The sequence below is a fragment of the Enterobacter hormaechei ATCC 49162 genome (genome assembly GCF_001875655.1).
In the GTDB taxonomy this organism is placed as follows: Bacteria; Pseudomonadota; Gammaproteobacteria; order Enterobacterales; family Enterobacteriaceae; genus Enterobacter; species Enterobacter hormaechei.
On the sequence record NZ_MKEQ01000002.1, the window covers coordinates 532,813 to 544,933 of the forward strand.

The window sequence follows — 12,121 nt, forward strand, 5'->3', positions numbered from 1 at the left end:
GCCGTAGTGTAGGTTAGCTCTTTTGCGCCTGGCAAGCCCGCTGGACGTACGGGTTGTGATTTCCCTGGACTTTGGCGATACGTTCGTCGCGCTGGCATTCCCAGTCCGTCACCGGGTAGAGCTTGTCCCAGGCATTGAAGAGCTGCGTCTGCTGGCGGGAAAGGTTGAGATCGTATCGGTCGCGCATATAGAAATAGGTACGGGCGATGCTGCCGCGCGCGCGGGCAGGCGGTTCGGCGACTTTCTCTTTGAAATCAACCTTCATGGCGCACTGACCGTACTGGCCTTCGCCTCCGTTCCACTGGCTGTACATGAAGTTACCGCGATCGCCATTGACTTCACCCACGGCGGGTTGCAGGTTGTGCATATCGCTTTCCATCTGGCGATAGACCGGATCTTTGGCGCAATTTTTACGTCCACCGTCCTGCCAGCACTGGCGCTGGTGACCAAACTGCCAGGCCGGAACCACGTGTTCCCATTCGATTCGGCTGGCGCGGTTCTCGTTCTTGCGCACCTTATAGCCGCAGGATGCCAGGTCCACGACCCCTTTTTTACCCTGCCAGTTAATTTTGCAGCCGCAGTAAAAATCACCCGGCACGTCGGCGTTAATCTTTACGCCTGCGGTTTTTGCCTGAGAAAAACTGTGAATACCGTCGGCCAGAGCATGGCCGGAGAGCGCTGTCGCCAGAAAAGCGACCGCGAGAGAAACATTACGGGACATCTTACACTCCGTGTCAAAACGAGCCCGCAACGTAACGAATGTTGTTCCCGTATGCAATCAGTCAGATCAGGAAAGTTCCTGATAGTTCAATTGATTATTCCGCAACCAGCGGTTCGCCGCACTTTACGCAGCGGTAGGTGGCCTCGCCACGCACCACGCGGTTGTGGCGGCGGACGGTAAGCTGGTGTTGCTGGCACTGGCAGCGATAGGGAAACGTATTGCGGCGCACCGATTCCAGCTCGAACTGATGGGTGCGACGTGCCGGAACGCCGAGCACCGCCTCCATCATCCACTTCCACTCTTTGCCGTGCGACGCGACGCGGCCAAAGTGTTTCCACACCAGAAGGTGGGCCAGCTCGTGCGGCACCACTTCTTCGACAAACGCCTGCTGATTTTCCATCATCAGTACCGGATTCAGGCGGATCTCGTAGGCTTCCAGCCAGGCGGTGCCTGCTGCGGTGCCTCGCTGCTGATACACCAGCTTCGGTTCAGGATAATTACGGCCAAGCTTCAGGTTGGCCTGGGCGAGTTTTTCCCGCAGGCTGCGCATAACGGCTTGCTGAATGGCGATGGGGAGACGGGGAGCTTTCATAGGGGCAGAGCATAAAGCGGGAAGCGGGGAGGCGCAAGAGGCGCCTCCCCGCAGGAGGATCAGTCGTGTGCGCCGATTTCGCGCAGAGGACGACCTTTCATCAGGTTACGTTCAATGTGTTCCAGTGAAACGTGTTTGGTTTCAGGAACCAGCCAGATCGTGAGAACAATAAAGAACAGGTTCAGACCGGCGTAGACCCAGAAGGTATTGGCGTTACCCAGGGTATTGAGCATGGTCAGGAACGTTGCGCCGACGATCATGTTGGCAATCCAGTTGGTCGCGGTAGAGCAGGTGATACCAAAATCACGCCCTTTCAGCGGCTGGATCTCAGAGCACAGCACCCAAATCAGCGGACCGGCGCTCATCGCGAAACCGATGATAAACATCAGCAGCATCGCCACGGCGAAGTATTGTGCCGTTGGGGAGTGAATGCCCATGTGCATCATAGTACCCAGTACGCCCATACCGACAGCCATGACCAGGAAGCCCAGCGTCAGGGTTGGCTTACGTCCCCAGCGGTCTACCAGACCGATGGCGATAAAGGTTGCCAGCACGTTGGTCAGACCGACGATCACGGTGCCCCACATCTGCTCGGTGGTGTTGGTGTAACCCGCCAGTTCGAAGATTTTTGGCGCGTAATACATGATGACGTTCATCCCGGTGAACTGCTGCATGATCTGTAACAGCACGCCGAGGAATACCGCGCGGCGGAAGTTGCTGTTCTCTTTGAACAGCGCCCAGCCGGACTGTTTCACCTTCAGGCTTTCGCGGATCTCTTCCAGCTCGTTTTTGGCTTCGGCGCTGGTATCACGCAGGCGTAAGAGCACGCGTTCGGCATCATGGAAGCGGCGTTTGGCGGCAAACCAGCGCGGGCTGTCCGGCAGGAAGAAGACGCCGATCAGCAGCAGAACGGCAGGAATGATGATCACACCCAGCATCCAGCGCCACGCGCCGCTGTAGCTGAACGCGGTATCGGAGAGATAAGCCCCCAGAATACCGATGGTGATCATCAGCTGATACATGGAAATCATGCTGCCGCGGATTTTTTCCGGCGCGATTTCGGACAGGTACAGCGGAGCAGTATAAGACGCCACGCCCACCGCCAGACCCAGCAGCACGCGGGAGAGGATCAGCACTTCAACGTTAGGCGCAGCAGCCGAGAACAGTGAACCGGCAACGAACAGGATCGCGCCGATCATCAGGCTCTTTTTACGCCCGAGCTTGAAGGAGAGCCAGCCGCTGCCGACCGCACCGACGGCGGCGCCGAACATCATGGAGCTAACCACCCATTCCTGAGTGTGTGCGCTAATCTGGAACTCATCGGTGATGAACGGTAATGCACCGGCAATTACGCCAATATCCAGGCCAAAGAGTAATCCTGCCAGAGCGGCAAGGAAGCAGACGAAGAACGTCATTGCCTTATTGGACGTACGCCCCTGTTTATTATTGTCAGGCATTATGCCCTCCAGTTGAGTTATCAGTTTTTACGATATTAAGGGTAGGTGAGCGACTCATAAAAATATGTGAGTCAAATCACAACGGTGTAATCGGTTACACTAGCCTGTAACCGTAAAAATAATTAAAGCTTTGAAAATATAGAGGTAAATTAATTGATGTGCATCGCGTTTGCACAAATTTCAGACTTAACTGAAAGGGAATGTAACAGCAGAAGAAATGCGATCATGCAAAGGGATTATTCTGAAAGCGAAGTATAGAGGGTGAGGTGTAAGCGGTTCCAAATATTGCCGGGTGGCGGCTGCGCCTTACCCGGCCTACAAAAACTCACTACTCGTAGGTCGGGTAAGGCATAGCCGCCACCCGACATAAAAAAGGCCAGCACAAAGGCTGGCCTGTTTAAGCTACTGTCAGTCGATTATTTCAGACCGGCAGCATCACGCAGCAGGGCGGCTTTGTCGGTTTTTTCCCATGGGAAATGTTCGCGACCAAAGTGACCGTACGCCGCGGTTTCCTGGTAGATTGGGTGCAGCAGATCCAGCATCTGAATCAGACCGTATGGACGCAGGTCGAAGAACTCACGCACCAGCAGGGTCAGCTGTTCTGAAGGCACTTTTTCAGTCCCGAAGGTTTCAACCATGATCGAGGTTGGCTCAGCCACGCCGATAGCGTAGGAAACCTGAATCTCACAGCGGTCAGCCAGGCCCGCAGCAACGATGTTTTTCGCCACATAACGTGCAGCGTACGCAGCAGAACGGTCAACTTTAGACGGATCTTTACCGGAGAATGCACCGCCGCCGTGACGGGCCATGCCGCCGTAGGTATCAACGATGATTTTACGACCGGTCAGACCGCAGTCACCCATTGGGCCGCCGATAACAAAGCGTCCGGTTGGGTTGATGAAGAATTTGGTCGCAGAGCTCAGCCATTCAGTTGGCAGAACCGGCTTGATGATCTCTTCCATCACCGCTTCTTGCAGGGATTTCTGGTCAATCTCTTCAGCATGCTGCGTGGAGAGAACCACGGCATCGATACCGACGATTTTCCCGTCGTCATACTGGAAGGTCACCTGGCTTTTCGCATCCGGACGCAGCCACGGCAGGGTGCCGTTTTTACGCACTTCAGCCTGACGCTGCACCAGACGGTGTGCGTAGGTCACAGGGGCTGGCATCAGCACGTCGGTTTCGTTGGTTGCATAACCGAACATCAGGCCCTGGTCGCCCGCGCCCTGTTCCAGCGGATCGGCACGATCAACGCCCTGGTTGATGTCGGGAGACTGTTTGCCAATCGCGCTCAGTACCGCGCAGGAGTTGGCATCAAAGCCCATATCAGAATGCACATAGCCGATCTCACGCACCGTGTTACGGGTGATCTCTTCGATATCAACCCATGCGCTGGTGGTGATCTCACCGCCAACCAGAACCATGCCGGTTTTGACATAGGTTTCACACGCTACGCGCGCCTTTGGATCCTGCGCGAGGATCGCATCCAGCACCGCATCGGAGATTTGGTCAGCAATTTTATCAGGATGTCCTTCTGATACGGACTCGGACGTAAACAGGTGTTTTGCCATGTTTTATTTCACCTAAGAGGAATTTGGTTAGCTCAAGCTGCTGTGTGGAATAGCCAAAGGAGATAATTCTACCAAGGCCTACAGGATTTTGACACTGGCAGTCTGAGTGTTAATCGGTATGGATGGATTAACATCTGGACGTCTATTTTAGGTCACTTCTTCACCCGATTTCCAGTTTTTTTTGATTCACCTCTCACTGCGTTGAAAACACGGCTGGAAATTTTTCCTGACGACGCTGGCAACCTGCGCATTTTTGTTTTGCTTTTTAGCGACCTTCTCGGTATAAAACGCGGCGCGCGGCTCATATAAAATAAGCGCTCGATGAACACATCGTGTCGCCACTTCCAGCCGGGTTAAGCAGTGAACTTTTAGCTTTGGCTTGTGGTCCGTTTCAACAGAGGCGGCCGTGGAGGTGATACGAGATAATGAACCATCGTTTTCCGCTCATTCAGCGTAGCCGTTCTGGCGCGCATGTGATTCCCACCCGCACTTCTGGTCTAAACACCTGCCGATGTTATACCCATCTCGGTGCTTCTCAGGATTCCAGAGCCGGTCACGCTTTGTGAAAACTGAACAAGGGCGCTCTTGTTAATACAGGAGTTTTCTCGTGGTTTCGCCGAACCTTGTCATACAGAGTTCGGATACGTGTTTTACAATGATATGAATAAGAAACCGGTCGCACGGTCTGGATTTCAGCATACTCTGCTGGGAAATGGAGCCGTTAATGGGTTGTTATCGCCGTATAACGCTGCGATAGTAGTCAACTGTTTTACACTTAATACAAAGAGTTGAGGTTCGCTATGTCTGACGACATGTCTTCGCTTTCGCCTTCGTCAGCAGGCGAACAGGGTGTACTACGTTCTATGCAGGAGGTTGCGATGAGCTCCCAGGAAGCCAGCAAGATGCTGCGTACTTACAATATTGCCTGGTGGGGCAATAACTACTACGACGTCAACGAGCTGGGTCACATCAGTGTCTGCCCGGATCCGGACGTCCCGGAAGCGCGCGTGGATCTCGCTAAACTGGTGAAAGCCCGTGAAGCGCAGGGCCAGCGCTTGCCTGCACTGTTCTGCTTCCCGCAGATCCTGCAACATCGCCTGCGTTCTATTAACGCCGCGTTTAAACGCGCGCGCGAATCGTATGGTTATAACGGCGACTATTTCCTCGTTTACCCGATCAAGGTAAACCAGCACCGCCGCGTAATTGAGTCCCTGATCCACTCCGGCGAACCGCTGGGCCTGGAAGCAGGCTCTAAAGCGGAGCTGATGGCGGTCCTGGCCCACGCGGGCATGACCCGGTCGGTGATCGTCTGTAACGGCTATAAGGACCGCGAATACATTCGTCTGGCGCTGATTGGCGAGAAGATGGGCCATAAGGTCTATCTGGTGATCGAGAAGATGACCGAAATCGCGATCGTGCTGGAAGAGGCCGAGCGTCTGAACGTGATCCCACGCCTTGGCGTACGTGCGCGTCTGGCCTCGCAGGGGTCCGGTAAGTGGCAGTCTTCCGGCGGTGAAAAATCCAAGTTCGGCCTCGCGGCGAACCAGGTGCTGCAACTGGTGGAAATCCTGCGCGAGCGCGGTCGTCTGGACAGCATTCAGCTGCTGCACTTCCACCTCGGCTCGCAGATGGCCAATATCCGCGACATCGCCACCGGCGTGCGTGAATCCGCGCGTTTCTACGTTGAGCTGCATAAGCTTGGCGTGAATATTCAGTGCTTTGACGTGGGCGGCGGCCTGGGCGTGGACTACGAAGGGACCCGCTCACAGTCTGACTGCTCGGTCAACTACGGCCTGAACGAATACGCCAATAACATCATCTGGGCGATTGGCGATGCCTGCGAAGAGCACGGCCTGCCGCATCCGACGGTGATCACCGAATCTGGACGCGCGGTTACCGCGCACCATACGGTGCTGGTTTCTAACATCATCGGCGTTGAGCGTAGCGAAATCACCGAAGCCACGCCTCCGGCAGACGATGCCCCGCGTTCTCTGCAAAGCATGTGGGAAACCTGGCAGGAGATGCACGAGCCGGGCACGCGCCGTTCCCTGCGCGAATGGCTACACGACAGCCAGATGGACCTGCACGATATTCACGTCGGCTATTCTTCGGGCACCTTTAGCCTGCAAGAGCGCGCATGGGCCGAGCAGCTCTATCTGAATATGTGCCATGAGGTGCAGAAGCAGCTCGACCCGAGCAACCGTGCGCACCGTCCGATTATCGACGAGTTGCAGGAGCGTATGGCGGACAAAATGTACGTCAACTTCTCCCTGTTCCAGTCGATGCCGGATGCCTGGGGTATCGACCAGCTGTTCCCGGTTCTGCCGCTGGAAGGGCTGAATCATGCGCCGGAACGTCGCGCGGTGCTGCTGGACATCACCTGTGACTCCGATGGCGCGATTGACCACTACGTCGACGGTGACGGTATTGCGACGACCATGCCGATGCCGGAGTACGATCCAGAGAACCCGCCAATGCTGGGCTTCTTTATGGTGGGGGCGTATCAGGAGATCCTGGGCAATATGCACAACCTGTTCGGCGATACCGAAGCGGTTGACGTGTTTGTCTTCCCTGACGGCAGCGTGGAGGTTGAGCTGTCCGACGAAGGGGACACGGTGGCAGACATGCTCGAATACGTTCAGCTGGATCCGAAAAAACTGCTCACCCAGTTCCGCGATCAGGTCAAAAACACCGGTCTGGACGATGCCTTGCAGCAGCAGTTCCTCGAAGAGTTTGAAGCGGGTCTGTACGGGTACACCTACCTGGAAGACGAGTAAGGCATTCGCCTTTCCCCTCTCCCCTTTGGGGAGAGGGTTAGGGTGAGGGGCAAAGACCGCACGATGCCCTATACTCACTTGAACCCGTATGAATTAACGGCGATAATTCGCCCCACTATGCGATTTACGAATCAATCCCTTCCTCGTCGGGTTTAACGACGCGGAGGGGATTTTTTTTTCATCTGTTTTTAATGTATCGACTTTATAAGAGGTCAGGACATGAGCACTCTAGGTCATCAGTACGATAACTCTCTGGTATCTAACGCGTTTGGTTTTTTACGCCTTCCGATGAACTTCCAGCCGTACGACAGCGATGCGGACTGGGTGATCACCGGCGTACCGTTCGACATGGCTACGTCCGGTCGCGCAGGTGGACGTCATGGCCCGGCGGCGATCCGTCAGGTCTCCACCAACCTGGCCTGGGAGCACAACCGCTTCCCGTGGAACTTCGACATGCGCGAGCGCCTGAACGTGGTGGACTGCGGTGACCTGGTGTACGCCTTCGGCGACGCCCGCGAAATGAGCGAAAAATTACAGGCGCACGCCGAGAAGCTGCTGGCGGCCGGTAAACGCATGCTCTCCTTCGGCGGTGACCACTTCGTCACTCTGCCGCTGCTGCGCGCCCACGCGAAGCACTTCGGTAAAATGGCGCTGGTGCACTTCGATGCGCACACCGACACCTACGCGAACGGCTGCGAGTTCGACCACGGCACCATGTTCTACACCGCGCCAAACGAAGGTCTGATCGACCCGAACCACTCCGTGCAGATCGGTATCCGTACCGAATTCGACAAAGACAACGGCTTCACCGTGCTCGACGCGGGCCAGGTGAACGATCGCGGCGTGGACGATATTCTGGCTCAGGTTAAGCAGATCGTAGGCGATATGCCTGTTTACCTGACCTTCGATATCGACTGCCTGGATCCGGCATTTGCGCCAGGTACCGGTACGCCGGTGATTGGCGGCCTGACGTCAGACCGCGCCATCAAACTGGTGCGCGGCCTGAAGGATCTGAACATCGTCGGGATGGACGTGGTGGAAGTGGCTCCGGCCTATGACCAGTCCGAGATCACCGCGCTGGCCGCGGCGACCCTGGCGCTGGAAATGCTCTACATCCAGGCGGCGAAAAAGGGCGAATAAGCCTTACGCGCTGATTGCTGCTGCGCGACGCATGCGCAGCAGCAATATTTTCTCCGGCCAGCAGGACGATCGCCTGCAACGTTACGTGCGTCAAAAAGACCCTACCGCTATCATCACCTTCGCCACCCGCATTCCTTGTAACATTCTGTTTTCATTTGGCTGAAAATCCCCGACCTATTTCCCGTTTAAAAATTATGGAAATGATATTTATCCATTCAGCGCAGAAAATAATAATGAGGAATAACAGTGCAAATGTACCTTCTCCTTTTGCCTGCCTTATGTATTATCCAGTGTGTTTTTTTATCAGTGTGATTGTCACGCAACTAAAATGGTTTACCTGTGAAACTCGTTGTTTAATAAGGATAAAATAAAGCATTGTTTCACAGGTGAAACAGCAAGGCTTTTGCCTTTTTATTTTTAAGGAATAAAAATAAAAGCCATCGATAAATCGTATTCTTTCACGCCGCAATAATGAAAATTTCATATCGCTGCATTTTTTCGTGATCCCTTGCACACTTAGTTAATTAATTGCCGATCAATTAACAAATTCGTCACATTGCCGCTTGACGAAACATTCACCGCTTTTATATTGACCGTATTAAATAAGAAACAGAGTTTCATATATGAAACAAAGGCCTGGAGGATCGTGATGAGCTGGATAGGCGTATGTGACGCAGAGCAAGTACAGGAAGATTTCCCTTTTAGTGGCAACGTCGACGGGAAAGAGATCGGCGTGTATTTGATTGACGGTGAATATTACGCGCTGGAAGACGTATGCCCACACGCTTACGCCCTGCTGAGCCAGGGCTTCGTGGAAGATGGCAAAGTGGAATGTCCGCTGCATGAGGCGGTGTTCGACGTCAAAACCGGCCAGTGTCTGCACGGCCCCGGGGGTCGCAACCTCAACCGTTACCCGGTTCGGGTCTTTGAAAACCAGATTCAGATTACCTTCGTTGAGGAGACCGTGGCATGAGCGACACGCTGAACTACAACCCGGCGCTGCCGGAAAGCCGCCAGTTTACCCCGCCGGCAGAAGGCGGTAATGGCGCCATTCACAAGCCGGGTGATTACCAGAATCTCATTTGGCAGACCCGCAGCCGCGAGCCGGAAAGCTGGGAAATGAACCTGATTGCGACGCTCGAAGATCTCTTCGAACAGGGCGTTGAAACCCTGCCGGAGCTGGTGAGCGGGCTGAACGCAGTGCGTATGCACGACCAGCAGGGCGAGCCGTGGAGCGACGCCAGCTTCCAGGCATTCTTACAGGTTAACGGCTACTGAGGGCAACGCGATGACGACTACCGTACAAAACTATCTGGATAAAGGTCTGCGCGGCCTCTGGTATCCGGTGCTGGCGAGCTGGGAAGTGCAGTCTGCGCCGGTGGGCATCACCCGCCTGGGTGAACAGATTGTGGTCTGGCGCAACAAAGACGGGCAGGTGCAGGCGCTGGAGGACCGCTGTCCGCACCGCGGCGCGCGTCTGTCGATGGGCTGGAATCTCGGGGACCGCATCGCCTGCTGGTATCACGGGGTGGAAGTGGCGGGTAACGGCGAAGTGAAAGACGTGCCCGCCGTGGACAAATGTCCGCTGGTCGGCCAGCAGTGCGTGCGCAGCTATAACGTGCAGGAGGCGCACGGCGCCATTTTCCTCTGGTTTGGCGTCACCGCGGACCAGCAGCCGGACGAGCTGACCTTCCCGGACGAACTGGCCGACACGGAAAACTTCAGCAATTTCCTCTGCACCGCCGCGTGGAAATGCAATTACCAGTACGCGCTGGAAAACGTGATGGATCCGATGCACGGCACTTATCTGCACTCCTCCTCACACTCGATGGCGGAAGGGGACCGCAAGGCCGACATGGTGCTCCAGCCGACGAAAACCGGCTTTATTTTCGAGAAGAAGGGGCAGAGCGGCGTCAACTTCGACTGGGTAGAGCTGGGCAACAGCGGCACCTGCTGGATGCGCCTCTCCATTCCGTATAAGAAGCGTTTCGGACCGGGCGGCCACTTCTTTATCGTCGGCATGGTGGTGCCGGAAGATAACGACAACTGCCGCGTTTTCTTCTGGCGCATACGCCGCGTACAGGGCTGGCAGCGTGATATGTGGCGCTTCATGTACCGCAACCGCCTGGAAAAACTGCACTGGGAAGTGCTGGAGCAGGACCGCGTGGTGCTGGAGAGCCTGGCGCCCAACGCGCGCGACCATGAATACCTGTATCAGCACGACGTTGGCCTCTCTCGCCTGCGCCGCATGATGCAAAAGGCCGCCAAAGAGCAGCTGGCGATGCGCGAAGCACAGCAGGGAGCCGCCTGATGAACGGGCTGCTGAGTGGCAAACGCATTGTAGTGACCGGCGCCGCGCGCGGGCTGGGCTACCACTTTGCCAGAGCCTGCGCGGAGCAAGGCGCGGCGGTGGTGATGTGCGACATCCTCAAAGGCGAACTGGCCGAGAGCGCCCACCGGCTGCGCGAACAGGGCTATGCGATCGAATCGCACGTTATCGATCTGGCCGATCCGCACTCCATCGAGCAGGTGTTCAGCAGCGTTGGCGAGCAGGGGCAGATTGACGGTCTGGTGAACAACGCGGCGATGGCGACGGGCGTGGGCGGCAAAAACATGCTCGATTACGACCCGGATCTCTGGGATCGGGTGATGAGCGTCAACGTCAAAGGCACCTGGCTGGTGACGCGCGCCGCCGTGCCGCTGCTGCGTGAAGGGGCAGGCATTGTGAACGTGGCGTCTGACACCGCGCTGTGGGGCGCGCCGCGCCTGATGGCCTACGTCGCCAGCAAGGGGGCAGTCATTGCCATGACCCGCTCCATGGCGCGCGAGCTGGGTGAAAAACGGATTCGCATCAACGCCATCGCACCGGGGCTGACCCGCGTCGAGGCCACCGAATATGTGCCCGCCGAACGACATCAGCTCTACGAGAACGGACGCGCGTTAACCGGGGCACAGCAGCCGGAAGATGTCACCGGCAGCGTGGTCTGGCTGTTAAGCGATTTGTCGCGGTTTATTACCGGACAGCTGATCCCGGTCAACGGCGGTTTTGTCTTTAACTAAGGTAGGGCGATGATGGCAAACGATCAGGAAGTGAAGTATCTGGTGCCGGGGCTGGAGCGCGGTTTACAGCTGCTGTTGGCCTTTGGCGAGCAGCATCGCGATCTGACCTTTGCCGAACTGCACCGGCTGGTGGATATGCCGAAGGCCACTGCCTATCGCGTGGTGCAGACCCTGGAGTACATGGGATTTCTGGAGCGCAACACGCGCACCAATACCTTTTCACTGGGCATGAATGTGCTGCGTCTCGGCTTTGAGTACATCGCTTCGCTGGACGTGGCGCAGGTCGGCCAGCCGGTGATCGAGCAATTGCGCGACGTGAGCCAGTGCAGCAGCCATCTGGCGATCCGCGACGGGCGCGACATTATCTACATCGCCCGCGTCAGCGCCGCCGGGTCGCGCATCAACCAGGTCAGCATTGGCACCCGCCTGCCGGTGCACTGCACCTCGCTCGGTCGCATGCTGCTGACCGATATTTCCCACGCTGATTTTGAACAATTGTTCCCGCATGAGCGTCTGCCGGGCAACACGCCGGGGCAGCTTCATGATCGTGAAGCTCTGTGGCAGATGGTGCAGCAGGACAAAGCACGCGGGTTTGTCATCGGTGAATCCTTCTTCCGTCACGGCATCTCTTCCATCGTCTACCCGGTGTATGACCGAAGCGGACGCGTGGCGGCGGTGGTCAGCATTCTGGTGCCGTCCGAGGAGATCCCGCAGAGCGACCGCGAGCGCCTGCAAAACGAGGTTCGCCTCGCGGCGGATAAAATTTCTGGCTTCTTAGGGTATTTGTCACAGGCCAGTTAAAT

14 protein-coding genes are annotated in these 12,121 nt (G+C 56.2%); 10 read left to right on the forward strand and 4 right to left on the reverse strand.

Annotated elements, in window-relative coordinates:
* Nucleotides 1–13 precede the first annotated feature (13 nt).
* The 4 genes from endA to metK form a co-directional block, all read right to left on the reverse strand.
* Nucleotides 14–721 (reverse strand): deoxyribonuclease I, encoded by a 708-nt coding sequence (gene endA, locus BH712_RS21645; RefSeq protein WP_006811921.1) that lies wholly within the window; start codon nucleotides 719–721, stop codon nucleotides 14–16.
* A gap of 94 nt (nucleotides 722–815) precedes the next feature.
* On the reverse strand, nucleotides 816–1,313 hold the full coding sequence (locus BH712_RS21650) for a SprT family zinc-dependent metalloprotease (protein WP_006811920.1): 498 nt from the start codon (nucleotides 1,311–1,313) through the stop codon (nucleotides 816–818).
* Between the two features lie 59 nt (nucleotides 1,314–1,372).
* Entirely contained in the window at nucleotides 1,373–2,770 is a 1,398-nt protein-coding gene (gene galP / locus BH712_RS21655) for a galactose/proton symporter (RefSeq protein WP_006811919.1), read from the reverse strand.
* A 416-nt stretch (nucleotides 2,771–3,186) separates the two neighbouring features.
* Nucleotides 3,187–4,341, reverse strand: coding sequence for a methionine adenosyltransferase (metK, locus tag BH712_RS21660; RefSeq protein ID WP_003860037.1), 1,155 nt, complete (start codon nucleotides 4,339–4,341; stop codon nucleotides 3,187–3,189).
* A gap of 425 nt (nucleotides 4,342–4,766) precedes the next feature.
* Between metK and BH712_RS25395 the strand changes: the two genes are divergently transcribed.
* The 10 genes from BH712_RS25395 (at nucleotide 4,767) to BH712_RS21705 (ending at nucleotide 12,119) form a co-directional block, all read left to right on the forward strand.
* Nucleotides 4,767–4,907: a hypothetical protein gene (locus BH712_RS25395; RefSeq protein ID WP_418757657.1), complete on the forward strand. Its 141-nt coding sequence runs from the start codon at nucleotides 4,767–4,769 to the stop codon at nucleotides 4,905–4,907.
* Between the two features lie 94 nt (nucleotides 4,908–5,001).
* Nucleotides 5,002–5,133 (forward strand): acid stress response protein YqgB, encoded by a 132-nt coding sequence (gene yqgB / locus BH712_RS21670; protein WP_057979949.1) that lies wholly within the window; start codon nucleotides 5,002–5,004, stop codon nucleotides 5,131–5,133.
* A gap of 8 nt (nucleotides 5,134–5,141) precedes the next feature.
* A complete protein-coding gene (gene speA / locus BH712_RS21675; RefSeq protein WP_022649348.1) occupies nucleotides 5,142–7,118 on the forward strand; it encodes a biosynthetic arginine decarboxylase in 1,977 nt (658 codons plus the stop codon).
* Between the two features lie 219 nt (nucleotides 7,119–7,337).
* Complete coding sequence (gene speB / locus BH712_RS21680) at nucleotides 7,338–8,258, forward strand: agmatinase (RefSeq protein ID WP_006811917.1); 921 nt, start codon at nucleotides 7,338–7,340, stop codon at nucleotides 8,256–8,258.
* A gap of 31 nt (nucleotides 8,259–8,289) precedes the next feature.
* On the forward strand, nucleotides 8,290–8,421 hold the full coding sequence (locus BH712_RS25265; RefSeq protein ID WP_006811916.1) for a hypothetical protein: 132 nt from the start codon (nucleotides 8,290–8,292) through the stop codon (nucleotides 8,419–8,421).
* 486 nt (nucleotides 8,422–8,907) lie between these two features.
* Nucleotides 8,908–9,231: a Rieske (2Fe-2S) protein gene (locus tag BH712_RS21685; RefSeq protein ID WP_003860044.1), complete on the forward strand. Its 324-nt coding sequence runs from the start codon at nucleotides 8,908–8,910 to the stop codon at nucleotides 9,229–9,231.
* Nucleotides 9,228–9,536: a recombinase-like helix-turn-helix domain-containing protein gene (locus BH712_RS21690; protein ID WP_006811914.1), complete on the forward strand. Its 309-nt coding sequence runs from the start codon at nucleotides 9,228–9,230 to the stop codon at nucleotides 9,534–9,536. The genes BH712_RS21685 and BH712_RS21690 overlap by 4 nt, the downstream gene beginning before the upstream one ends.
* 10 nt (nucleotides 9,537–9,546) lie before the next feature.
* Complete coding sequence (locus BH712_RS21695) at nucleotides 9,547–10,569, forward strand: aromatic ring-hydroxylating oxygenase subunit alpha (RefSeq protein ID WP_006811913.1); 1,023 nt, start codon at nucleotides 9,547–9,549, stop codon at nucleotides 10,567–10,569.
* Complete coding sequence (locus tag BH712_RS21700; RefSeq protein ID WP_006811912.1) at nucleotides 10,569–11,318, forward strand: SDR family oxidoreductase; 750 nt, start codon at nucleotides 10,569–10,571, stop codon at nucleotides 11,316–11,318. Before BH712_RS21695 ends, BH712_RS21700 begins: the two co-directional genes overlap by 1 nt.
* A gap of 12 nt (nucleotides 11,319–11,330) precedes the next feature.
* On the forward strand, nucleotides 11,331–12,119 hold the full coding sequence (locus BH712_RS21705; protein ID WP_032674142.1) for an IclR family transcriptional regulator: 789 nt from the start codon (nucleotides 11,331–11,333) through the stop codon (nucleotides 12,117–12,119).
* Nucleotides 12,120–12,121: the final 2 nt, after the last annotated feature.

What these genes read in the sequence shown, in the direction of transcription:
- BH712_RS21685 (WP_003860044.1), top strand. Translation starts at nt 8,908, where the DNA reads ATGAGCTGGATAGGCGTATGTGACGCAGAGCAAGTACAGGAAGATTTC.
- yqgB (WP_057979949.1), top strand. Translation starts at nt 5,002, where the DNA reads ATGAATAAGAAACCGGTCGCACGGTCTGGATTTCAGCATACTCTGCTG.
- endA (WP_006811921.1), bottom strand. Translation starts at nt 721, where the DNA reads ATGTCCCGTAATGTTTCTCTCGCGGTCGCTTTTCTGGCGACAGCGCTC.
- galP (WP_006811919.1), bottom strand. Translation starts at nt 2,770, where the DNA reads ATGCCTGACAATAATAAACAGGGGCGTACGTCCAATAAGGCAATGACG.
- BH712_RS21650 (WP_006811920.1), bottom strand. Translation starts at nt 1,313, where the DNA reads ATGAAAGCTCCCCGTCTCCCCATCGCCATTCAGCAAGCCGTTATGCGC.
- speA (WP_022649348.1), top strand. Translation starts at nt 5,142, where the DNA reads ATGTCTGACGACATGTCTTCGCTTTCGCCTTCGTCAGCAGGCGAACAG.
- BH712_RS25265 (WP_006811916.1), top strand. Translation starts at nt 8,290, where the DNA reads ATGCGCAGCAGCAATATTTTCTCCGGCCAGCAGGACGATCGCCTGCAA.
- BH712_RS21705 (WP_032674142.1), top strand. Translation starts at nt 11,331, where the DNA reads ATGGCAAACGATCAGGAAGTGAAGTATCTGGTGCCGGGGCTGGAGCGC.
- metK (WP_003860037.1), bottom strand. Translation starts at nt 4,341, where the DNA reads ATGGCAAAACACCTGTTTACGTCCGAGTCCGTATCAGAAGGACATCCT.
- BH712_RS21695 (WP_006811913.1), top strand. Translation starts at nt 9,547, where the DNA reads ATGACGACTACCGTACAAAACTATCTGGATAAAGGTCTGCGCGGCCTC.
- BH712_RS25395 (WP_418757657.1), top strand. Translation starts at nt 4,767, where the DNA reads ATGAACCATCGTTTTCCGCTCATTCAGCGTAGCCGTTCTGGCGCGCAT.
- BH712_RS21690 (WP_006811914.1), top strand. Translation starts at nt 9,228, where the DNA reads ATGAGCGACACGCTGAACTACAACCCGGCGCTGCCGGAAAGCCGCCAG.
- BH712_RS21700 (WP_006811912.1), top strand. Translation starts at nt 10,569, where the DNA reads ATGAACGGGCTGCTGAGTGGCAAACGCATTGTAGTGACCGGCGCCGCG.
- speB (WP_006811917.1), top strand. Translation starts at nt 7,338, where the DNA reads ATGAGCACTCTAGGTCATCAGTACGATAACTCTCTGGTATCTAACGCG.